This window comes from Gammaproteobacteria bacterium (assembly GCA_036381015.1).
Classification (GTDB): Bacteria; Pseudomonadota; Gammaproteobacteria; order Steroidobacterales; family Rariloculaceae; genus ZC4RG20.
Window position 1 is genome coordinate 43,630 of the sequence record DASVDR010000024.1, and the last position, 21,415, is coordinate 65,044.

The following is a 21,415-nucleotide window of genomic DNA, read 5'->3' on the forward strand; positions in this document are numbered from 1 at the left end:
CCGGGGGCTGGGCTATCATCGACCTCCATGGAAATTTACGAGGTCGGCGGCGCGGTTCGCGATGCGCTTCTCGGCCGGCCGGTGAAAGAGCGCGACTGGCTCGTCGTCGGGGCGACGCCCGCAGACCTCCTGGCCCTCGGGTACAAGCAAGTCGGGAAGGACTTCCCGGTCTTTCTGCACCCGGAGACCGGCGAGGAATACGCGCTCGCTCGCACGGAGCGGAAGATCGCGCCCGGGTACGCGGGGTTCGTCTTCGATACGTCGCCGTCGATCTCGGTGGAGCAGGACCTCGAGCGGCGCGACCTCACGATCAACGCGATGGCCCGGGACCGCGACGGCCGGATCGTCGACCCATGGGGCGGCCGGCGCGATCTCGCCGAGCGCAAGCTCCGCCACGTCTCCGACGCGTTCCGGGAGGACCCGGTCCGGGTCCTCCGCACGGCCCGGTTCGCGGCCGATCTCGCCGAGCTCGGGTTCACGGTGGCCGCCGAGACCGAGACGTTGATGAGGGAGATGGTCGAGAACGGCGAGGTCGACGCGCTGAAGCCCGAGCGCGTCTGGAAGGAGACCGCGAGCGCGCTCGGCACGGCGCGTCCGGACGTGTACGTCGCGGTCCTGCGCAGCTGCGGCGCTCTCGCGCGCGTCTTTCCGGAGGTCGACGCGCTGTTCGGCGTGCCGCAGCCGGCGCGCTGGCACCCGGAGATCGACACGGGGCAGCACCTGCTGCTCGCGCTGAAGATGGCCGCGGGCCTCTCTTCCCGCGACCCGACCGTCGCGTTCGCGGTCCTCGCGCACGATCTCGGCAAGGGCGCAACGCCGAAAGAGATGCTGCCGAAGCACGTCGGGCACGAGGAGCGATCGGTCGAGCTTCTCGAGCGGCTCTGCGAGCGCCTCCCGGTGCCGAACGCCTATCGCGACCTCGCGGCGCTCGTCGCGCGCCATCACGGCGTCGTGCACCGCGCGGCCGAGCTTCGGCCGACCACCGTCCTGAAGCTTCTGTCGACCGTGGACGCCTTCAGACGTCCCGACCGCTTCGACGCGTTTCTGCTCGCGTGCGAAGCCGACTACCGCGGCCGTGCGGGGCGCGAGGACCGTCCCTATCCGCAGGCCGAGACACTGAAGGCGGCGCTCCGCGCGGCTCTCGGCGTGGACGCCCGGGCGGTGGCGGCCGCGGGCCTCGCGGGGCCCGAGCTCGGCGACGAGATTCGCCGGCGGCGCGTCGACGCGATTCGGGCCGCCCTCGCGGCGCGCTGACCCGGTCGGCCTTAAAGCCTGCTGCGGAAGTCCCGGCCGGGCAGCCCGGCGCCGTCCAGTCCCTTCCCGAGCAGCAACGCCTTGAAGCGCTCGCCCATCTCGCCGGGCAGCACGAGCGTTTTCAGCGCGGCGAGCTCGGCCGGACCGGCGTCTGCCGGCAGCAGGTCGGCGCCGAGCGCGCCGATCAGGAGCTGCGCCTGGGTCGTGTAGCCCGCGACCTCGAGCCCGGCGGCACGCGCCGCGTCGGCGCAGGCGCTGAAGTCGACCCAGGCGGTGATGTCCTGAAGCCCCGGATAGACGAAAGGGTCGTCGAGCGCACGGTGCCGGTAGTGGCAGATCAGCGTCCCGCGGCTGCGGGCCGGATCGTAGTACTCGCGCCGCGTGTAGCCGTAGTCGACGAGGAGCATCGCCCCGCGCCGCAGCGTGCCGCCGAGCGCGGTGATCCACGGCGGGAGCACCGGCCGGATCTCGGAGCGGTAGTGTTCGGGCAGCGGCGCCCCGAGCCTCACCTCGAGCGCGCCGACGGCTTCGGTCAGCGCCGGCTGCTCGGGTCCCTCGGCCCACCCGAGCGCGCCGTTCGGGGCGGAGACACCGACCGGCACGATGCGCCCGCGGCGCTTCACGAAGCAGGCGACCGGCAGCGCGTCGGCGACCTCGTTCGCGACGATCAGGCCGTCGAATGGCTGCTCCGGCAGCCGATCGAGCCAGGCCACCCCGGGCCGCCCGGCGAGCAGGCGCTGCTGCCGGCTTCTGAGCTCCGCGCTGGTCTCGAGGATGCGATACGCGACCGGCCCGCTACCCCGGCGCTCGAGCGCGTCGAGGATCTGCGCGGCCAAGCGGCCCGTGCCGGCGCCGAGCTCGAGGATTACGGGCTCCGCCATCGCGGCGAGCAGCGGCCCGAGCGCCGCCGCGATCGCGCGGCCGAGCGCGTCGGAGAGCTCGGGCGCGGTCACGAAATCGCCGCCCCGGCCGAGCTTCGCGGCGCCGGCGCTGTAATAGCCGAGCCCGGGCGCGTAGAGCGCCCGCTCCATGTACCGGTCGAAGCCGATCCACCCGCCCTCGGCTGCGATCTCGTCGCGGATCAGCGCGGCGAGCGTACGGCTTCTCTCGAGCGCGGCGGGGTCGGGCGGCGGAAGTCGGGAATCGTTCACTGGTGTAACCTTACGCGGAACGGCAACTCGGCGGCTTTGGAATCTCGGTGCAGCTCGAACGGCGATCCCTCGACGGACGATGGGCCCTCGTGACCGGCGCGGGCAAGCGAATCGGCGCGGCGATCGCGCGCACCTTGCACGGCGCCGGCGCGAACGTCGCGATCCATTACTTCAGGACTTCCGCCGGCGCGGAAGCGCTCGCCGCGGAGCTCGACGCCGCCCGGCCGGGGTCCGCCGTCACCGTCGGCGGCGACCTCCGCGACCTCGGCGCGCTCGAGCGCGTCGTCGCCGACGTCGTCGCGCGCGCCGGCCGGCTCGACGTGCTCGTGAACAACGCCTCGAGCTTCTATCCGACGCCGCTCGGCTCGATCACGGAGACCGAGTGGCACGACCTGATCGACAGCAACCTCAAGGCGCCGCTGTTCCTGGCCCAGGCCGCGCTGCCGCACCTCAAGGAGGCGCGCGGCGTGATCGTGAACATCGTCGACATTCACGCGCAGCGGCCGTTGCGCAACCATGTGGTCTACGGGGCCGCGAAGGCGGGCCTCGCGATGCTGACACGCTCGCTCGCGAAGGATCTCGCCCCGGAGATTCGCGTGAACGGCGTCGCGCCGGGCGCGATCCTCTGGGCCGAATCCGGGATCACGGAGAGCGCCCGGCAAAGCATCCTGCGGCAGATCCCGCTGAAGCGGACCGGTCATCCCGACGAAATCGCGTCCGCCGTGCTCTATCTCGTGCGCGACGCGACCTACGTGACCGGCCAGATCCTCGCGGTCGACGGCGGCCGAAGCGTCGGCTGGTAGCCGGAGCGTCAAGAGGCGCGCGCAAGCGGCCCGACGCGCACGAGCGCAACGGGCCGGGCGCGCATCAGCTCCCACTCCGCTCGGATCGTCCGGCCCGTCAGCGGATGACGGAGATCCGGCGCGAGGTCCGCGAGCGGCGCCAGCACGAACGGGTAGTGCAGGATGTCGTCGCGCGGCACGCGCCGCGCCGGGTCGACGAGCGCGCCGTAGAGCAGCAGATCGAGGTCGAGCGTCCGCGCCGAGAAGCGCGCGCCGCGCCGTGCGCGTCCGCCCTCGTACTCGATGTCGTAGAGCGTCCGCTCGACGGCGTCCGCGTCCGCATCGGTCGCGAACGCGGCGACCATGTTGAGGAAATCGTCGCCGGTGAACCCGAACGCGGGGCTTCGATAGACGTCCGAGCAACGCAATGCACCGAAGCGGGCACCGAGCGCGGCGACCGCGAGCGCCACGTGGCGCTCGGGATCGATGTTGCTGCCGATGCCGACATAGACGTCAAACATAGTCCTCCGTGCGGCGTTCGATGACGACGCCGACTTCCTTCGAGCCTTCGATCGCGCCGGGCTTCGCGACCGAGACCTTCACCCACGGGACGCGGAATTCCTGCACGACGATCCGGGCGATCGCGTCCGCGAGCGATTCGACGAGCTGGAAGCGCGCGCCTTCGACGAACGCGACGACGCGTTTCGCGACGTCCTTGTAGTTCAGACCTTGATCGATCCGGTCGGCCTCGGCCGCCCGTTTCACGTCCGCGGCCATCTCGAGATCGATGCTCACGATCTGCGTCACGTGGCGCTCCCATTCCCAGATGCCGATCACGGTCTCGACTTTGAGCTCGCGGAGAAAAATGATGTCCAAGACGCTTACCTCACCTTCGCTGCCGGCACGCCGGCGCCGCACGCTTCCGCGCCGCCCGGCGGCGCAAGCTCCTCCAGCGACCACCGGGGCCGCGCGACGATCCGATGCGGGTTCCCGCCCGCGCCCGCCGCCCGACACGCCCCCGCGTACGCGATCATCGCTCCGTTGTCCGTGCAAAGCGCGGGCCGAGGGTAATGTACGGCGATGCCGAGGCGCCGTCCCATTTCCGCGAGCGCCGCGCGCAAACGCCGATTCGCGCCGACGCCGCCGGCGACGACGAGCCTCGGCAAACCGGTAGCCTCGAGCGCCGCCGCGCACTTGCCGACGAGGCTGTCGACGACGGCGGCCTGAAAAGCGGCCGCGACGTCGGCCCGCGCGCGGTCCGGCAGGCCGCCGTGCGCCGTGCGATACCCGTCGACCGCGAGCCGCACCGCGGTCTTCAGCCCGCTGAAGCTGAAATCGAGCCCCTGATTTCGAAGCGGCCGGGGAAAGGCGAAGCTTTCCGGATCGCCTTCCTCGGCGAGGGCCGCGAGCTGCGGCCCGCCGGGGTACGGCAGCGACAGAAGCCGCGCGACCTTGTCGAACGCCTCGCCGGCCGCGTCGTCGAGCGTTTCGCCGACGATTCGGTAGCGGCCGAGCCCCCGCACCTCGACGAGCAGCGTGTGGCCGCCGGAGACCAGGAGCGCCAGAAACGGAAACTCGGGTGGATCCGTCTCGAGCATCGCGGCGAGGAGGTGGCCCTCCATGTGGTGGACCGGCACGGCCGGGATGCCGAGCCCGAACGCGAGCGACGCGGCGAACGCGCCGCCGACCATCAGCGCGCCGATCAGGCCCGGCCCCGCGGTGTAGGCGACCGCGCCGAGCTCGCGCGCCTCGATGCCGGCCTCGCCCAGGACTCCGATGACCATCGGCGCGAGCTTCGCAATGTGGTCCCGCGACGCGAGCTCGGGGACGACGCCGCCGAACGGGGCGTGGATCGCCGTTTGGGTCGCGAGCGCCTCCGCGACGATTCCCCGAGCGCCGTCGAACACGGCAACGCCGGTCTCGTCGCAGCTCGTCTCGATCCCGAGGACGATCATGCGCCGCCGGGCCGGGGGGCCGGGGTCGAAAAGGGGGCCCTCATGCGCTCGCGCCTCGCGGCCGCTGCGGCCGCGCCGCGGCCTTTACACTCGCTTTCCCAGGGGTTTATCATAGCCGGCTCAGCGGCTGGCCTCGGCCGTCGCGTCAGCTACCTACCACGAGTCCTTGATGCCAAGCGTCCGAGTAAGAGAAAGCGAACATTTCGATGCGGCGCTCCGCCGATTCAAGCGCGCCTGCGAAAAGGCGGGTATTCTGACAGAGCTGCGCAGGCGAGAGTACTACGAAAAGCCCACGCAGGAGCGCAAGCGCAAGAAGGCCGCGGCCGTGAAGCGCCATTTGAAACGTAACGCACGCACGCTGTCACGGCGCCGACGCTTGTACTGATACGCTGTAACCAAATCCGACGCCACCGGTCCTATGTCTCTGAAGGGCCGCCTCGAAGAGGACATGAAAGCCGCGCTGCGCGGAGGCGACAAGGCCCGCCTGAGCGCGCTGCGTCTCGCACTCGCCGCCGTGAAGCAGCGCGAGGTCGACACCCGTCAGCAGCTCGACGACGCGGGCGTGCGCAACGTCCTCGAGCGCATGATCAAGCAGACCCGCGACGCGCTGGCGCAGTACCGTGACGCGGGGCGCACCGATCTCGTCGCGAAGGAGGAGGCCGAGATTGCGGTTCTCCAGAGCTACTTGCCGGAGCCGCTCACGGAGGAGGAGCTCGAAACGCTGATCTCCGACACGATCGACGAGGTCGGCGCGCGCGGGCTCAACGACATCGGCCGGGTCATGGCGGCAATCAAGGCGAAAGCGGCGGGCCGCGCCGACATGCGCGACGTGAACGCCCGAGTGCGCGCCGCGCTGGAAGGCGACTAGGCCGCGACGCCCCGCGCCGTCCGGGCGTCAGTAATCGTGTCGCGATCGGGTCGGGCTCACGATCGCCGCGCGGGAGACGGAGGGCCGCGCAAGCCGGAGGCATGAGCAGGCGCATCCCGCAAGCCTTCATCGACGAGCTGGTCTCGCGGGCCGACATCGTCGACGTCGTCGGTTCCCGCGTCTCCCTGAGGAAGGCGGGCCGGGACTACAAGGGGCTTTGCCCGTTCCACGACGAGAAGACCCCGTCGTTCACCGTGAGCCCGACGAAGGGCTTCTACCACTGCTTCGGGTGCGGCGCGAACGGCACGGCGCTCGGATTCCTGATGCGCTACGACAATCTGACCTTTCCCGAGGCCGCGGAAGCGCTCGCGGACATGCTCGGCCTGCCGATGCCGGCCGGCGTCTCCCCGGACGAGCGGCCGCAGGACACGGGTCTGGTTCCGTTGCTGCACGAGGCCGACCAGATCTATCGGCGCGCGCTCCGCGAGAGCCCTGCCGCGATCGAGTACCTGAAAAAGCGCGGCATCGACGGGACGACAGCGGGACGCTACGGCCTGGGCTATGCGCCCGACGCCTGGGACACCGTGCTGCGGGCGCTCGGGCGCGACGAAGGGCGGGTCGCGAAGCTGATCCAGGCGGGCCTGCTGATCCGAAACGAGCAAGGCCGGTGCTACGACCGCTTCCGCGATCGCATCATGTTTCCGATCCGAAACACGAAGGGCGACGTGATCGGCTTCGGCGGGCGCGTGCTCGGCGGCGGCGAGCCGAAGTACTTGAACTCGCCGGAGTCGCCCGTGTTTCACAAAGGGCGCGAGCTCTACGGGCTCTACGAAGCGCGGCGCCGGCAGGGTCGCCCCGAGCAGATCGTCGTCGTCGAAGGCTATCTCGACGTGGCGAGCCTCGCGCAATTCGGCATCGAGCCGGCCGTCGCCACGCTCGGGACGGCGACGACCGCCGACCACGTCCGGCGGCTCACGCGGCTCTCGGATCGCGTCGTCTTTTGCTTCGACGGGGACCGGGCGGGGCGTGCGGCCGCGTGGCGCGCGCTCGAGACGGCGCTGCCGTTCGCGGGCGGCAACGTCGAGATCGCGTTTCTGCTGCTGCCGGAAGGCGAGGACCCGGATTCCCTCGTGCGCGCCGAGGGTGCAGCCGCGTTCCGGGCGAGGCTCGCGGCGGCGGCGCCGCTCGCGTCCTTTCTGCTCGCCGAGCTCCGATCGCGGGTGCACGACACCGACGGTGTCGACGCGCGCTCCCGTCTCGTCGCGATGGCGAAGCCGCTGCTCGATCGGTTGCCGGCCGGCGTCTACCGCGAGCTGCTGATCGAGGAACTTGCGAGCGTCGCGAAGATCGAAGCGGCTCGATTCACCCAGCTGCTCGAGGGCCCGCGGCGTGCGAGCTCGGCAGCGGGCGAGCGCCCCGCACCCCCGAAGCGCGGGAAGTCGACGCCGATCGGGAAGATGATCACGCTCGTGCTGCACCACCCGGGCGCGTCCCGGATGGGCGGAGACGTGCCGGGCTTTGACGAGGTGGACGATCCGGGCGCCCCGCTATTGCGGCAACTGCTTGAAATTACCAGGGATAACCCCAACGTTAAGCTCGCGAACCTGCTCGAGCGGTTTCGCGGCGACCCGGACGAGCGGCACGTGACGCGGCTCGCGGCGGCCGACCCGCCGCCGGTCGAGAACGATGCCGAGGCGGCCGCGTTGCTTCGGGACAGTCTCGAGCGGATCGTGCAGACGCATGCGCTCCGGCAGCAACGCCTGCGGGCCGCCGAAGCGCTGCGGCGTCCGCGGTCCGGCGCGGGCTGAATGCGCGCGCGCAACGTGAACTAATTGGTGATGTGAACATCCCAACAAAACGTAGCATCGGACGTGGCCGCGCCATGGTGAAAGCGCTATAGTGCACCGTTTTTTAGCCGCCCCCCGACCCAGAGGAAAATGCTGTCTATGGATACAGCCTCCCATTCCCAGGAAGACGAGCGCCAGTCCCAGCTCAAGCTGCTGATTGCGAAGGGCAAGGAGCAGGGCTACCTGACGTACGGCGAGGTCAACGATCATTTGCCGAGCGACATCGTCGATCCCGAGCAGATCGAGGATATCGTCAACATGATCAACGACATGGGCATCACCGTGTTCGAGAAGGCGCCGGACGCGGAGTCCCTCCTGTTGTCCGACTCGGCGGTCTCCACGGACGACGATGCGGCCGACGAAGCGGCGGCGGCGCTCGCCACCGTCGACAGCGAGTTCGGCCGCACCACGGATCCCGTACGGATGTACATGCGTGAGATGGGCACCGTCGAGCTCCTGACCCGGGAAGGCGAGATCAGGATCGCGAAGCGCATCGAGGAAGGGCTCGACCAGGTGCGGCAGGCGCTCGCGCAGTTCCCGCCGACGTTCGATCTGCTTTACGAGGCTCACGAGCAGGTGGCGCGCGGGGAAGCTCGCCTTCAGGACGTCATCGTCGGCTTCATCGATCCGAACGAGGAGATCGCGGAGCCGAGCGTGCGCGCCGACCAGGAGGCCGCCGACGACGCGAACGACTCGGACGACGACGATGACGCCCCGCGAGAGACGGTCACGGAGACCGGACCCGATCCGGAGGAGGTCGCGAAGCGCCTGAAGAAGCTGAAGCGCCTACACAAGCGCTACGTGGAGCTTCTGGCCGAGCACGGCGTCCGCAACGCGCAAACGAAGAAGGCGCTGAAGGCCTTCACCACGGACTTCATGGAGCTCAAGCTCGCGCCGAAGGTGTTCGATCAGATGGTCGCGCAGCTTCGCGACATGGTGAACGCGATCCGCACTCACGAGCGGCAGGTCATGGCGCTTTGCGTGCGCGACGCGGGCATGCCGCGCAAGGATTTCCTCGCGAGCTTCCCGAAGAACGAGACCAACCTTGCGTGGGTCGACAAGCACATCCGCGCGAAGCGCAAGCATTCCTCGCAGCTCACGAGGCTGAAGGATGAGATCGTGCGCGCGCAGAAGCGGCTGCAGAAGATCGAGCAGCAGGCGACCCTGACGATCGGCGACATCAAGGAGATCAACCGCCAGATCTCGCTCGGCGAGGCGCAGGCGCGCCGCGCGAAGAAGGAGATGGTGGAGGCGAATCTGCGCCTCGTGATCTCGATCGCGAAGAAGTACACGAATCGCGGGCTTCAGTTCCTCGACCTGATCCAGGAAGGCAACATCGGCCTGATGAAGGCCGTGGACAAGTTCGAGTATCGGCGCGGCTACAAATTCTCGACGTATGCCACGTGGTGGATCCGCCAGGCGATCACGCGCTCGATCGCAGACCAGGCGCGCACGATCCGCATCCCGGTGCACATGATCGAGACGATCAACAAGCTGAATCGGATCTCGCGGCAGATGCTCCAGGAGATGGGCCGGGAGCCCACGCCCGAGGAGCTCGCGCAGCGGATGGAGATGCCGGAGGACAAGGTCCGCAAGGTGCTGAAGATCGCGAAGGAGCCGATCTCGATGGAGACGCCGATCGGCGACGACGAGGATTCGCATCTCGGCGACTTCATCGAGGACACGACGGCCTCGTCGCCGATCGACTCCGCGACTGAGGAAGGGCTGAAGGAGACGACCCACGCCGTCCTCGCCGGGCTCACGCCGCGCGAGGCGAAGGTGCTCCGGATGCGCTTCGGCATCGACATGAACACCGACCACACGCTCGAGGAGGTCGGCAAGCAGTTCGACGTCACGCGCGAGCGCATTCGCCAGATCGAGGCGAAGGCGCTGCGCAAGCTGCGCCATCCGTCGCGGTCCGACCAGCTCCGCAGCTTCCTGCTCGAGGACTGACGCCCTAAAATAACGGTGTCTGACACCTTTTTCCTGGTGTCAGACACCTTTTTCGTTCACGCCGAGATCAGCTCGTCAAACCGCTCGATGAGGCGCAGCAGCTCGCGGCCGAGCCGCCCCTGATCCTCGACGAACTCTTCCGCGTACGGCAGGATCGCGCTGCTCTTGGGCAGCGCCTCGTGATGGTCGAGGATGTGCCGCATTCGCGGGATCATCTGCCACTGCAGCCACTGGTGGAACGTCAGCGTGTCGTAGCAGAACGGCTCGCGGCTCGCGAGCAGCCGCTCCGGCGGCGCCTCGTCCTCCCATTCGTCGGCCGCGCGCAGCGTGGCTTCCAGACGATCGATGACGACGGCGAGCGCTTCGCGTCGGGTGTGCTCCTCCATCCAGAGGATTCTGACGGCCGTTTCGAGGCCCGACAACCCGCGAGCGCGGGGCCGCGAGCAGCGCGCGCGGGTGATAGACTAACGGCCACGTGGGCCTGTAGCTCAGTTGGTTAGAGCAGGGGACTCATCGAGACGGTGCCTCCGCGGCGAAAGCCTCGGAGTGGACGGGATGAATTCAGGGAAACCGCAGCGCGCGCGCCGGCGACCCTGAGCCGAGCCGGCGGTGCACCGCCGGAAGGTGCAGAGACTACCTGAGAGCTGGGAGCGCTGCCGCTTCCGAGTGCTCTTAATGACAGGCTGAGAGCATCCCGCACCCTCCCAAGACGCTGCGAGCGCCTTGCGGGTGAAGAGATAGTCCACTCCCGCCGGAAACGGCGGAACGAGTGAATCCCTTGGTCGTAGGTTCGAGTCCTACCGGGCCCACCATCCCACCTAGGGTCCATTCCAGGGACTTAGGTAACAGTTAATTCCGGAGACATGGGCAACAGTTTTGCGCCGAAGGGGTTCTCGGCGCTCTCTACCCTGCCTGTCTCAGTCAGTGCAGCGCGGAGATTGACCTACGCTGAGGTCACGCCATGAGCAGAATGAGGAAGGCAAAGCATATTGGATCGTCCTTCAATGAGTTCATGAAGGAGGAAGGGCTGCACGAGGAGGCGAGTGCGGTCGCGATCAAGCCGTGCTCGCCTGTGAGCTCGAGCAGGCCATGAAGGAGAAAGGTGTCAGCAAGAACGAGATGGCGAAGCGCATGCAAACGAGTCGCAGCCAGCTAGACCGCATTCTCGATCCCGATAGCGACAAAATTCGGCTCGACACCGTCTTCAAGGCCGCGCGCGTACGGGGCCGGAAGTCAGGCTGGAGCTGGTGTAATGGCGTGGCTTGAAGGCGCGCTCTTAGATCCCCCCATCGACCGATAAGGTCACCCCGCCGCCAGCGCACCCTCCGGCACCGGCTCGTTTACCATTACCGCCGCAGGACTTCTCCGCCCGCGCAGGCCGTGATCGAAAACAGCGCCGCCATCGTCGCCGCTCTCGTCGCCTACATGGCGATCTGCCTGCTGCTCGGCTTCCTCGCGTATCGGCGGACACGCACGCTCGGCGACTTCATCCTCGGCGGCCGCAAGCTCGGCAGCTGGGTTACCGCGCTCTCGGCGCAAGCCTCCGACATGAGCGGCTGGCTGCTGATGGGCTTGCCCGGCCTCGCGTATCTCGCGGGCCTCGACGCCGCGTGGCTCGCGCTCGGCCTCGCGATCGGCACGTGGGCCAATTGGCGCTTCGTCGCGGCGAGGCTGCGCACGCGAACCGAGCGCCTCACCGACTCGCTGACGTTGCCCGACTACTTCGAGCGACGCTTCGACGATCGCTCGCGCGTGCTGCGCACGATCTCGGCGGCGTTCATCCTCGTCTTCTTTGCGTTCTACACGAGCTCGGGATTCGTTGCGGCGGGAAGGCTCTTCGAGACGCTGTTCGCAATCCCGTACATCGAAGCGATGTTCTGGGGCTCGATCGTGATGCTCGCCTACACGTTCTTCGGCGGGTTTCTCGCCGTGAGCTGGTCGGACGTGCTCCAGGGCACGCTGATGTTTCTCGCGCTCGTTCTCGTCGCCGCGCTCGGCGTGCAGCTCGCCGGCGGTGTCGGGCCCGGCGTCGACGCGCTCTCGGCACGCGATCCCGCGTTGCTCGATCCGTTCGTCGGCACTGGCACGGAGACGCTCGGGGTCCTCGGCGTGCTGTCGCTCCTCGGCTGGGGCTTGGGCTACCCCGGCCAGCCGCACATCCTCGCGCGCTTCATGGCGATTCGCCGCGCCGACGAGCTCACGACGTCGCGCCGCGTCGCGATGGGCTGGGTCGTCACGGTGCTCGCAGCGGCCGTCGTCGTCGGCCTCACCGGCGTGCTCGTGCTCGACCCGCCGCTCGAGGGTGCGGACAGCGAGAAGGTCTTCATCCTGCTGGCCACGGAATTCTTCCATCCGGCGATCGCGGGCGTGTGCCTCTCGGGCATCCTCGCCGCGATCATGAGCACGGCCTCCGCGCAGCTGCTCGTCTCGTCGTCGGCATTCGCGGAGGATTTTTACCGGGGCTTCGTTCGGCCGGACGCGGGCCGAGCGGAGCTGCTCTGGGCCGGAAGGCTCGCCGTCCTCGGAATCGCCGTCGTCGCGTTCCTTCTCGGCCTCGATCCCGAAAGCCGAGTGCTGTCGCTCGTCGCGTGGGCCTGGGCCGGCTTCGGCGCGGCGTTCGGGCCGGCGATCGTGCTGTCGCTCTACTGGGAGGGGATGACGCGAAACGGCGCGCTCGCGGGCATCGTCGTCGGCGGTCTCACCGTGATCGTCTGGCCGCAGATCGAAGGTCCGATCTTCGAGCTTTACGAGCTCGTGCCGGGATTCGTTGCGTCCGCGATCGCGATCGTCGGCGTGTCGCTGCTCGAGACGCGGCGCGCCGAGCGGGTCGTGAAGCCTCGGGACACCGAAGCGGCTTCCTAGACGTCGGGAGCGCGCCGCGCCTGCAGCCGTTCTCGATCGAAAAGGCGCCGGGCGCCGCCGCTCGGTCCGCTACCCGGCCACCTCTCGGTAGATCGCTTCGTAGCGATCCACGAGACGCTCCCACGAGCCGCTTTCGTGATGGACCGTCGCGAGGTTGCGGCGCGTCTCCGCGATCGCCTTCGGGACGATGAAGGAGGAGCTCGAGCTGCTTCGCGAGATCGGCGACATTGCCGGTCTCGAACACGTAAGCCTGCGCTCCTGCGGCCTCGATATTCTCCCGGATGTCGCTCACGAGCACCGGCGTGCCGTAAGCAAGCGCTTCGAGCACGACCATGGGCCTGCCCTCGACATGGGAGGGTGAACCAGCAGATAGGCATTGGCGAGCAGCTCGGCGAGCTCCGCCGCCGGCAGGTGCCCGGCAAGAAGGACATTGCCGCGCGCCGCCGTCGCGAGCTCACGCACGTAACGGGCGGGGCCACTTGGCGTGCTTCCAGTCTCTGGCGTGGAGCGTCAGCACGGTCGGCACGCCGCGGGGCGAGGCAAGCCGGCCGAACAGCCCGGGCCCGGCGTCGTGAAAGTGAATGACGTCGAACCGGTCCGCCGCCGCTCGGCACGTGGCGAGAAACGAGCGCGAAAGCGTCTCGAACTACTTGCCCCGGAGCGCCGGCACGCTCACGGCCGACACGCCCAGGTAGTAGCGGCCGCCACCGGGTTCCCCGAACACGGCGACGTCATGACCGCGCGCCGCCAAGCGCGGGCACAACTCGCGCAGCAGCGCTTCGATTCCCGAGTACTCGCTCCGCAGGCCGCGCGAACCGATCATCGCGATACGCATGCCGTCACCGCCCACGAGACCATCTTGCTGCCGCTCAAAGCGATGAGATGCTGACTTCGTCGAAAGCGTACGGGGGTAGCGTGCGAGCCGATCATGACGCTTCCGCGGAAGAAGGCTGTAAGCCGCTTCGCCCGGGCGCCGTCGTCGTCGTGACGGGCGGCGCCGGCTTCATCGGATCCTGCCCTGGCCGATCGTCGAATGCGGTCTTGCGCGACAAACCAGGCTCGGACGAGCCGGAATGATCTACTTTCATCCGTGGGAGGTCGCGCGGACCCTGCCTTGGCGCAGCGACGCTCGGCTGCGGGCCCTCGGGACCCGATACCCGTTTCGGCGGCGCACGCGCTCGCGCGTGCAGCGCCTCCTCTCCTCCGTCACGGGACGGGCGGGCAGCATGCACGAGACGCTGCGCGCGCTCGAGCCTCTGCCGGCGTGGCACCCTCGCGAGACGGCGGCGCGTGCGGTTTGACGGACGGCCTCGCGCGCGCTCTTACGCCGTGGCCTTCTTGAACGCCGGCCGGGCGGCCAGTCGATCGTAGTATGCACGGAGCGCCGGAAGGTCGTCCGGCAGCGCGCCGCACTGGTCGGCCGCGTACAACGTGTAGCCGACGACGATGTCGGCGGCGCTGAACTCGTCCGCGACGAGATACTCGTGCCCCTGCAGCTCGCGGTCGAGTATCTCGGCGTAGTGGTGGAAGACTCGCTTCGCCTCTTCCAGCCGTTCCTTGCTCCGCTCCGTTTCCGGCAGCAGCATCGTGTGCGCCGCGATCTGCGCCACGGGCACCATCAGCGTCGACTCGCCGAAATGCAGCCATTGCAGGAAATATCCGTAATGCGGGGATTCGTGGTGCGGACGGAGGCGGCCTGCCCCGTAATGCTCGAGCACGTACTGGATGATCGCCACGGACTCGAACATCGTGAGCGTATCGTCGACGAGGACCGGAACCTTGCCGAACGGGCTGACCTGCAGGTAGTCCGCCGACCGAAGCGCTTTCGGGTCGAAAGGCAGCACCTCGAGCTCGTAGTCGAGCCCTAGCTCCTCGAACAGCCACAATACCCGGGTGGACCGGCTTCCCTTGCAATGGTAAAGCTTCATCGGCAACGAACCCCTGAACATTCAGCGAGGGTGGGCACATCCGGCCGCGCCGCGGTGGGACGATCGGCGCGGACCGCGTGAGACGGCGCGGCGTTCCGCGAGCCCGGACCCGGCCGCCCGAGGAAATGATACATGTCTTCGATCGCAAAGCTCTTCGTCGCGCTCGCGTCCGCATCGCTGCTCGTCGCCACGATGCTCGGCGCCTACGCGAGCCACGGCATGCGAAGCGCCGACGCGGCAGCCGTGGACGCGGTCCGCACGGCGGTCGCCTTTCAGTTTCATCACGGGCTCGCGCTGCTCGCGGTCGCGCTGTTGCGCGATCGGCTCGGGGGACGCGCGGTCGACGCCGCAGGCTGGCTCTTCTTCGCGGGCACCGTCGGATTCTGCGGTGCGATCTATGCGTCGAGGCTCGCGGGCTGGAGCGCCGCCGGTCAGGCGGCGCCTCTCGGCGGGGTCACGCTGATGGCGGGCTGGGCCGCGCTGATCGTCGCGGCGATCGTCCATCGAGCCGCGCGCCGCGTGCCGGAGCCGCCGCCGCAAGGCGCACCCCCTCCTTCGTGACGGTACGGCTCAGGCGCGTTCGCGAACCCGCTCAGCGCACGGCGGCGAGACGGACCGGTCGGCGCTGCGCATCGGCGAGCATCGAAGCCGCTTTGCGCTGCTCGGCCGGATCGGCGGACGCGAGCCACTCGACGCCGGCCGCGCTGCTCGCGGCGATCGGCCTGCCGCGGTTGAACACGATTCTGCGCCACGGCACGGCCGGCGTGCGCGGGGCGTTGCCCGCGAGGTGCGCGAGGTTCAGCGGATCGGCCGCCGAGATCACGACCCACTCGTCCCCGGTGTCGGTGCGGCGCACGCGGCGCATCGCCGCGACCGCCTCCGGCAGCGCGAACTGCTCGCCGCCGAGCGGCGCGACGAAGCGGCCGCCGCGAATCTCGCCGCGGGCTTCCCAGCGCCGATACACCTCGAGCAGCTCACGCCAGCTCGGCAGCAAGGTCTCGCGGCCGAGGACGGCGCGGCAGACGACGCCGTAGCGGCGGAGCAGGACGCGTGCCGCGAGCTCGCGGAGCTCATGTCCGTTGAGCTCGTGTCCGGCCGGGAGCTCGTGTCCGGCACCCGACGCACGCGACGCACGTCCGGCACCGAACGCACGGAGCTCATTGCCGGCACCGAACGCAATCAGCGACCAGCGGCCGGCGGCGTCGAAGGCGCCGGCGCCGCGGAGGCGGCTGCGGGCGCGGAAGCCGGTGCGTCGGCGCTGCGGGGTCACGAGGGCGCGCAAGCCCTTGAACGAGTCCGCGGTGACGGCGCCGCGGGCGACGAGCTCGCCGAGCGCTTCCTCGACCTGCACGCGTAGCAGCCCGGTGGCCTCGACGATCTCGATGAAGAAGAGGGCGCCGCGCTCGGCGAGCACGCCGGCGACGCGCGCAGCGGCGGACGACGGCGCGGGCTCGTCGTCCCCGCCGGCGGCCGACCCCTGTGCGAGCAGCCGCCACTGCGAGAGCGCGGTCCGCGGGACGATGACGATCGGCGACGCGGCGACCGTCGCGGGCCGCGGACCGATCGCGGCCGCACCGGGCCGCGGGCGCCACCAGACGACCTCGCCGGACGCCGACAGCACATCGAGCTGCTCCGGCCCGTAATCGGCGATCCGCGCCGGCAACACTTCGCGCTCCCACGCGATCGCCGGAAGCGCGAGACCTTGAAGCTCGTCGACGACCGCGCGGAGCGCGTCGACGCCCTGACGTCGGTCGGCGCCCAGCCCCTGCCAGCGGAACAGGAAGCGCTGATAGTCGGCGAGCGTGACGGGCTCGATCTCGGCGCGCAGGCGCTTCAACGTGTAGCGGTGAATGCGCGCGAGGAGCCGCCGCTCGCACCACTCCTCGACGTCCGTCCGCCTGAATCGCCCCCGCATCACGAAGCCCTGCTGCTCGAGCGCCGCGAGCGGAATCGCGAGCGCGGCCGCCGAAAGCCCGAGCGGCGCACTGAGCTCCTCGGCGGTGACCGGCCCGAGCGCCTCGAGGCGGCCGCGCACGATCTCGCGAAGCGCCGTGTCCGCGTCGTCGACCCGGGCCGGCAGCGCCGCCGCGTCCGGTTCGGCGGCTCCGTTCGGAAACGCGAGCGCAAGCTCCGCGAGCCGCTCGGCGCCGACCCAGAGCGGCTCGCCGCCGGAAGGCTCGAAGACGCACGCGCGGCGCGTGCGGCGCAGCTCGTCGAAATATCCGCGCAAGCCGCCGCCCTCGCCTTCCGCCGCCGTCAGGAAGCCGAGCGACACGAGCGCATCGTGCAGCTCGTCGGCATCGCGCGGGTCCGGCCACGCCTCGGACTTCACGCGCTCGATCGCCTCCGGATCGAGCCGGCCGAGCTCCGCCGCCTGCTCCGCGCTCATGTAACGCCGACTCTGCACGGCGAGCGTGCGCCGCTCCTCGGCGGGCGCGTCGTCGAGGAACGCATAAGGCCGCGCGCCGAGGATCTCCTGCGCGAGCGGCGACGGCCCCGCGAGATCGCGGCAGACGACCTCGACCTCGCCCGCCTCGATCCGGCGCAGCAGCCGTTCGAGCCCGTGGATGTCCATCGCGACCGTCAGGCAATCGGCGAGCGTCTGCTGCACGAGCGGATGCTCGGGAATCTCGCGATCGCCGCCGCTCAGGTTCTCGGCGCAAGCGAGCTGCTCCGGAAACACCGTCGCGAGCAGATCCTCGGCGTCGATGCGCTGGAACTGCGGCGGCGCGCGCTTGCCGTCGCGGAAGCGGCGCACGGCGAGCGCCGTCGTCGCGTTCCATCGCCAGTACGTCCCGAACATCGGCGCGCCGAGCACTGCCTGCGACAGCACGTCGCGCACGGAGGTGCTCGAGAGATACCGCACCACGTCGTCGAGCGCGAAGCTGTGCACGGTGCCGAGCGACAGCACGATCGAGTCCTCGAGCGCGGCGGCCTGCAGCTCGAAGTTGAACCGCCGGCAGAATCGCTTGCGGAGCGCGAGACCCCAGGCCTTGTTGATCCGCGAGCCGTGCGTCGAGTGCACGACGAGATGGCTGTCGCCCGCCTCGTCGAAGAAGCGCTCGAACACGATCCGCTCGGCCGTCGGCAACGCGCCCAATGCCGCCTTCGCGGCAGCGAGGTAATCGACGAGCTGCTCCGCCGCGCTCGATGGGATGCCGATCTCCGCGGCGAGCGCGGCGGCGACGTCCGCGGCCGGCGCGGCCTCGAGCGCCTCGTCCACGCGGCGGCGCAGCGCGGACACCGCGTGCGAGAGCTCGTCGCTGCGCCCCGGCGCCTCGCCGAACCAGAACGGAATGCTCGGCGGCTCGCCGCGCGCGTCCTCGACGAACACCTTGCCGGTCTCGATCTTGCGGATCCGATAGGACGTGTTGCCGAGCTGAAAGATTTCGCCGGGCATGCTCTCGAACGCGAAGTCCTCGTTGAGCGTGCCGACCGGATGCTCGTCGGGGAGAAGCACGACGTCGTAGTCGAACTGGTCGGGGATCACGCCGCCGTTCGTGACCGCGGTGAGCCGCGCCGAGCGCCGGCCGCGAAGCATGCCGTTCACGCGATCGTAATGAAGATGGGCGCTGCGCCGCCCGCGGTGCGTGGCGAACCCTTCGGCGAGCATGTCGACTACCGCGTCGAAGGCGTCGCGCGGCAGCTCACGGTAAGGCGCGGCCGCGCGGACGCGCGCGTAGAGCTCGTCGACCGCCCACTCGCGCATCGCGACGTCGGCGACGATCTGCTGCGCGAGCACGTCGAGCGGCGCGCCCGGAGCTCGGATCGCGTCGAGCTCCCCGCGGCGGGCCGACTCGAGCAGCGCCGTGCATTCGACGAGCTCGTCGCGCGAGAGCGGAAAGAGCCGTCCCTTCGGCGTGCGCCCGAGGCCGTGGCCCGAGCGGCCGACCCGCTGGAGAAACGCCGCGATCGCCCGCGGCGAGCCGATCTGGCAGACGAGATCCACGTCGCCGATGTCGATGCCGAGCTCGAGCGACGACGTTGCGACGACCGCACGCAGCGTGCCTGCCTTCAGCCGCTGCTCGGCGGAAAGGCGATGCTCCTTAGCAAGGCTGCCGTGATGCGACGTGACCGCATCCTCGCCGAGGCGCTCGGCGAGATGACGAGCCGCCCGCTCGCAGAGCCTGCGCGTGTTCACGAATACGAGCGTCGTGCGATGCGCGCGAATGAGGTCCGCCAACCGGTCGTAGATCTCCGTCCAGACCTCGTTCGGCATGATCGGCTCGAGCGGCGACGACGGCAGCTCGAGCGCGAGATCGCGGGCGCGCACGTGACCCACGTCGATGATCTCGCACGGCGCGTCAGGCGTGCCCGTGAGGTATTCGGCGATGCGCGCGATCGGCTTCGTAGTGGCGGAGACGCCGATCCGAACCGGCGGCGACGGCGTCAATGCGGCGAGCCGCTCGAGCGACAGCGCGAGGTGCGCGCCGCGCTTGTTGCCGGCGAGCGCGTGGATCTCGTCGACGATCACGGTCCTTACCGTCGAGAGCATCCGCCGCCCGGATTCGGACGTGAGCAGGATGTACAGCGACTCCGGCGTCGTGACGAGAATGTGCGGCGGCGTGCGGCGCATGCGGGCGCGCTCGCTCTGCGGCGTGTCGCCGGTCCGCACCCAGGCTCGGATCGGCGCGTCGGGCAGCGCGAGACCGAGCAGCTCGCGGCGAATCCCCTGGAGCGGCGTCTCGAGGTTCTTCTGGATGTCGTTCGAAAGCGCTTTCAGCGGCGAGACGTACAGCACCCGCGTCTCGTCGGCGAGGCCGCCCTCCAGCGCGTCCCGCACGAGATCGTCGATCACCGCGAGGAACGCAGCGAGCGTCTTGCCGGAGCCGGTCGGCGCGCTGATCACGGTCGCGGCGCCGCGCTTGATCGCGTCCCACGCCTTCTCCTGAACGGGGGTCGGCGCGTCGAACGCGGCGGCAAACCACCTGGAGACGGCGGGATGGAGGGAACGCAGGCCCATCGGCCAAGCATAAGCCAAAGCCCGCCCGCAGCGCAGTCACCGTATAATCGGCGGCCACGGTTCGAGCGGCGCCAGACCCATGCGAATGAAGCGCTCCGAGTTCCTGAAGTGGCCGCACAAGGCCATCACGCTGCTCGGCATGTCGGGGGTCGGCAAGACCACCCTCGCCTACAAGCTGCCGAAGACCTCGTGGTTCCATTACTCGGGCGACTACCGCATCGGCACGAAATACCTGGCCGAGCCGATCCTCGACAACATCAAGCGTCAGGCGATGCAGGTCGGCTTCTTGCGCGATCTGCTGCGCAGCGACTCGATCTACATCGCGAGCAACATCACGGTGCACAACCTGGAACCCGTGTCGACCTTTCTCGGCAAGATCGGCCGGCCGGACCTCGGCGGGCTGCCCGTGGAGGAATTCAAGAAGCGGCAACGGCTGCACCGCGAGGCGGAGATCGGCGCGATGCGCGACGTCGAGCAGTTCATTCAGAAAGCGCGCGACATCTACGGCTACGACCACTTCATCAACGACGCCGGCGGCAGCATCGTCGAGCTCGAGGATCCCGAAACCGAAGCCGTGCTCGCCGAGCACACGCTGATTCTTTACTTGAAAGCTGACGAGGCGCTCGAGCAACAGCTCGTGCAGCGGGCGATCGACGACCCGAAGCCGCTCTACTATCAGGAAGAGTTTCTCGACCGGAAGCTTGCCGAGTATCTCGCCGAGACGGGGCTCTCGAGCCCTGACGAGATCGTGCCGGACGAGTTCGTGCGCTGGATCTTTCCCGCGCTCGTCGCGCATCGCCGGCCGAAGTACCAGGCGCTCGCGGATGCGCACGGCTACACGGTCGACGCCCGCCTCGTCGAGAACGTCAAGGGCGAGCGCGACTTTCTCGAGCTGATCGCGAGCGTGCTGTAGCCGGCGCGCGCCGCCCGCGGGGCCGCCTCAAGCGGCGCCGGCGAACGCGGGCACCCACGCGAGCGCCAACGCGGCGATCGCCGCCGCGCCGAACGCGGCTTGGGCGCGCCACCCGCTCGGCACGCGCGTGCGCGCGAGCGCGGCGCCCAGCCCGAACCCCGCGACGAAGCCCATGAGGTGCGCGAAGATGTCCGTGTTCTCGCCGCCCGTGCCGGTGAACGCGAGCAGGCCGACGCCGGCCGCTATCGGCGCGAGACGCGCCCGCCAGCTGCCGTGGGCCGACCCGCGGCGCCAGGCGTGCGCGGTCAGCAGCCCGAGCGCGCCGAACACGGAAGTCGATGCGCCGATCGACGCATGCTCGGCCGGCTGGATCAGGGCGTTCAGCAAATTGCCGAGCGCCCCTGCGCCGAGGATCGCGAGCCAGCCGACGCCGCCGCCGAAGTAGCGCCCGACGAACCAGCCGAAAAAGGCGCCGAAGCCGAGATTGCTCGCGAGGTGGCCCGTGTCCGCGTGCAGCGTCAGCGCGGTGACGGCGCGCCACCACTCCCCGTCGAGCACGCGTCCGGCGACGAGCCGTCCGGCGCCCGCCCAATCGAGGCCGAAGGCGTAACGGCCGGCGGCCGCGGCGACGAGGATCAGCACGACCCCGTAGCCCGCGACCCCGGGCCACGCACCCGGCAGGGCCCGCAGCGGCGGGAGCGGCTCGGCCGGCCGGCGTTCGGCGCGATAAGCGGCGAGCTCGCGCGCGGCGTCGCCGGCCTGCGCGGACGGCACGGCCAGCAGCCATTCGCCGCGCGCCCCAAGAAGGCGGCGGTGCTCGATGCCGCGCGCGGTCAGCACGAGCGCGAGCTCGGCGAGCTCGCGCTCGGAATCGCCGCGGGAAACGACAACGAGATCGTCGCTGCTGAGCTCCATTCGATCCGATTCCGCGTCGCCCGG

21 protein-coding genes are annotated in these 21,415 nt (G+C 69.7%); 11 read left to right on the plus strand and 10 right to left on the minus strand.

The window, feature by feature from the left end:
- The first annotated feature begins 27 nt into the window (after positions 1 to 27).
- A complete protein-coding gene (locus VF329_08675; protein ID HEX7081072.1) occupies positions 28 to 1,254 on the plus strand; it encodes a multifunctional CCA addition/repair protein in 1,227 nt (408 codons plus the stop codon).
- A gap of 11 nt (positions 1,255 to 1,265) precedes the next feature.
- Here the strand turns inward: VF329_08675 and VF329_08680 are convergent, their stop codons facing one another.
- Positions 1,266 to 2,405: an SAM-dependent methyltransferase gene (locus VF329_08680; GenBank protein HEX7081073.1), complete on the minus strand. Its 1,140-nt coding sequence runs from the start codon at positions 2,403 to 2,405 to the stop codon at positions 1,266 to 1,268.
- 47 nt (positions 2,406 to 2,452) lie between these two features.
- Between VF329_08680 and VF329_08685 the strand changes: the two genes are divergently transcribed.
- Positions 2,453 to 3,208, plus strand: coding sequence for a pteridine reductase (locus VF329_08685; GenBank protein ID HEX7081074.1), 756 nt, complete (start codon positions 2,453 to 2,455; stop codon positions 3,206 to 3,208).
- An 8-nt stretch (positions 3,209 to 3,216) separates the two neighbouring features.
- Here VF329_08685 and folK read toward each other — a convergent pair whose 3' ends face one another.
- From folK to tsaD, 3 genes are read right to left on the minus strand one after another with little or no spacing between them, the layout of a single operon-like run.
- A complete protein-coding gene (folK, locus tag VF329_08690; GenBank protein ID HEX7081075.1) occupies positions 3,217 to 3,708 on the minus strand; it encodes a 2-amino-4-hydroxy-6-hydroxymethyldihydropteridine diphosphokinase in 492 nt (163 codons plus the stop codon).
- Positions 3,701 to 4,063, minus strand: a complete 363-nt coding sequence (folB, locus tag VF329_08695) for a dihydroneopterin aldolase (protein HEX7081076.1) — start codon at positions 4,061 to 4,063, stop codon at positions 3,701 to 3,703. Before folB ends, folK begins: the two co-directional genes overlap by 8 nt.
- A 5-nt stretch (positions 4,064 to 4,068) precedes the next feature.
- The gene (gene tsaD / locus VF329_08700) at positions 4,069 to 5,142 is read right to left on the minus strand and encodes a tRNA (adenosine(37)-N6)-threonylcarbamoyltransferase complex transferase subunit TsaD (GenBank protein HEX7081077.1); all 1,074 of its coding nucleotides are present in this window, start codon (positions 5,140 to 5,142) and stop codon (positions 4,069 to 4,071) included.
- A gap of 169 nt (positions 5,143 to 5,311) precedes the next feature.
- On the opposite strand from tsaD, the gene rpsU reads away from it, so the two are divergent.
- The 4 genes from rpsU (at position 5,312) to rpoD (ending at position 9,810) form a co-directional block, all read left to right on the plus strand.
- Positions 5,312 to 5,527 carry a 30S ribosomal protein S21 gene (gene rpsU / locus VF329_08705; protein ID HEX7081078.1) on the plus strand — a complete coding sequence of 72 codons (216 nt, stop codon included), beginning with the start codon at positions 5,312 to 5,314 and terminating at the stop codon, positions 5,525 to 5,527.
- Positions 5,528 to 5,560: 33 nt separating this feature from the next.
- Complete coding sequence (locus VF329_08710; GenBank protein ID HEX7081079.1) at positions 5,561 to 6,010, plus strand: GatB/YqeY domain-containing protein; 450 nt, start codon at positions 5,561 to 5,563, stop codon at positions 6,008 to 6,010.
- 101 nt (positions 6,011 to 6,111) lie between these two features.
- Entirely contained in the window at positions 6,112 to 7,818 is a 1,707-nt protein-coding gene (gene dnaG, locus VF329_08715) for a DNA primase (protein HEX7081080.1), read from the plus strand.
- Positions 7,819 to 7,956: 138 nt separating this feature from the next.
- Positions 7,957 to 9,810 (plus strand): RNA polymerase sigma factor RpoD, encoded by a 1,854-nt coding sequence (rpoD, locus tag VF329_08720; GenBank protein ID HEX7081081.1) that lies wholly within the window; start codon positions 7,957 to 7,959, stop codon positions 9,808 to 9,810.
- A 56-nt stretch (positions 9,811 to 9,866) separates the two neighbouring features.
- Here rpoD and VF329_08725 read toward each other — a convergent pair whose 3' ends face one another.
- On the minus strand, positions 9,867 to 10,196 hold the full coding sequence (locus VF329_08725; GenBank protein HEX7081082.1) for a YqcC family protein: 330 nt from the start codon (positions 10,194 to 10,196) through the stop codon (positions 9,867 to 9,869).
- Between the two features lie 703 nt (positions 10,197 to 10,899).
- On the opposite strand from VF329_08725, the gene VF329_08730 reads away from it, so the two are divergent.
- Both VF329_08730 and putP read left to right on the plus strand, forming a co-directional pair.
- Positions 10,900 to 11,076: a hypothetical protein gene (locus VF329_08730; GenBank protein HEX7081083.1), complete on the plus strand. Its 177-nt coding sequence runs from the start codon at positions 10,900 to 10,902 to the stop codon at positions 11,074 to 11,076.
- A 114-nt stretch (positions 11,077 to 11,190) separates the two neighbouring features.
- On the plus strand, positions 11,191 to 12,672 hold the full coding sequence (gene putP, locus VF329_08735; GenBank protein ID HEX7081084.1) for a sodium/proline symporter PutP: 1,482 nt from the start codon (positions 11,191 to 11,193) through the stop codon (positions 12,670 to 12,672).
- Between the two features lie 69 nt (positions 12,673 to 12,741).
- On the opposite strand, the gene VF329_08740 is transcribed toward putP, so the two are convergent.
- Entirely contained in the window at positions 12,742 to 12,900 is a 159-nt protein-coding gene (locus tag VF329_08740; protein HEX7081085.1) for a hypothetical protein, read from the minus strand.
- Between the two features lie 418 nt (positions 12,901 to 13,318).
- Positions 13,319 to 13,507 (minus strand): hypothetical protein, encoded by a 189-nt coding sequence (locus tag VF329_08745; GenBank protein HEX7081086.1) that lies wholly within the window; start codon positions 13,505 to 13,507, stop codon positions 13,319 to 13,321.
- Positions 13,508 to 13,685: 178 nt separating this feature from the next.
- On the opposite strand from VF329_08745, the gene VF329_08750 reads away from it, so the two are divergent.
- Entirely contained in the window at positions 13,686 to 13,973 is a 288-nt protein-coding gene (locus VF329_08750; protein HEX7081087.1) for a DUF3473 domain-containing protein, read from the plus strand.
- A 21-nt stretch (positions 13,974 to 13,994) separates the two neighbouring features.
- Here VF329_08750 and VF329_08755 read toward each other — a convergent pair whose 3' ends face one another.
- The gene (locus VF329_08755) at positions 13,995 to 14,600 is read right to left on the minus strand and encodes a glutathione S-transferase family protein (protein HEX7081088.1); all 606 of its coding nucleotides are present in this window, start codon (positions 14,598 to 14,600) and stop codon (positions 13,995 to 13,997) included.
- 132 nt (positions 14,601 to 14,732) lie between these two features.
- On the opposite strand from VF329_08755, the gene VF329_08760 reads away from it, so the two are divergent.
- Positions 14,733 to 15,161, plus strand: a complete 429-nt coding sequence (locus VF329_08760) for a DUF423 domain-containing protein (protein ID HEX7081089.1) — start codon at positions 14,733 to 14,735, stop codon at positions 15,159 to 15,161.
- A 31-nt stretch (positions 15,162 to 15,192) separates the two neighbouring features.
- Here VF329_08760 and VF329_08765 read toward each other — a convergent pair whose 3' ends face one another.
- Positions 15,193 to 19,563, minus strand: a complete 4,371-nt coding sequence (locus VF329_08765; GenBank protein HEX7081090.1) for a DEAD/DEAH box helicase — start codon at positions 19,561 to 19,563, stop codon at positions 15,193 to 15,195.
- 79 nt (positions 19,564 to 19,642) lie between these two features.
- Between VF329_08765 and VF329_08770 the strand changes: the two genes are divergently transcribed.
- Complete coding sequence (locus tag VF329_08770) at positions 19,643 to 20,476, plus strand: ATPase (GenBank protein HEX7081091.1); 834 nt, start codon at positions 19,643 to 19,645, stop codon at positions 20,474 to 20,476.
- Between the two features lie 27 nt (positions 20,477 to 20,503).
- Here the strand turns inward: VF329_08770 and VF329_08775 are convergent, their stop codons facing one another.
- A complete protein-coding gene (locus VF329_08775; protein ID HEX7081092.1) occupies positions 20,504 to 21,391 on the minus strand; it encodes a rhomboid family intramembrane serine protease in 888 nt (295 codons plus the stop codon).
- Positions 21,392 to 21,415: the final 24 nt, after the last annotated feature.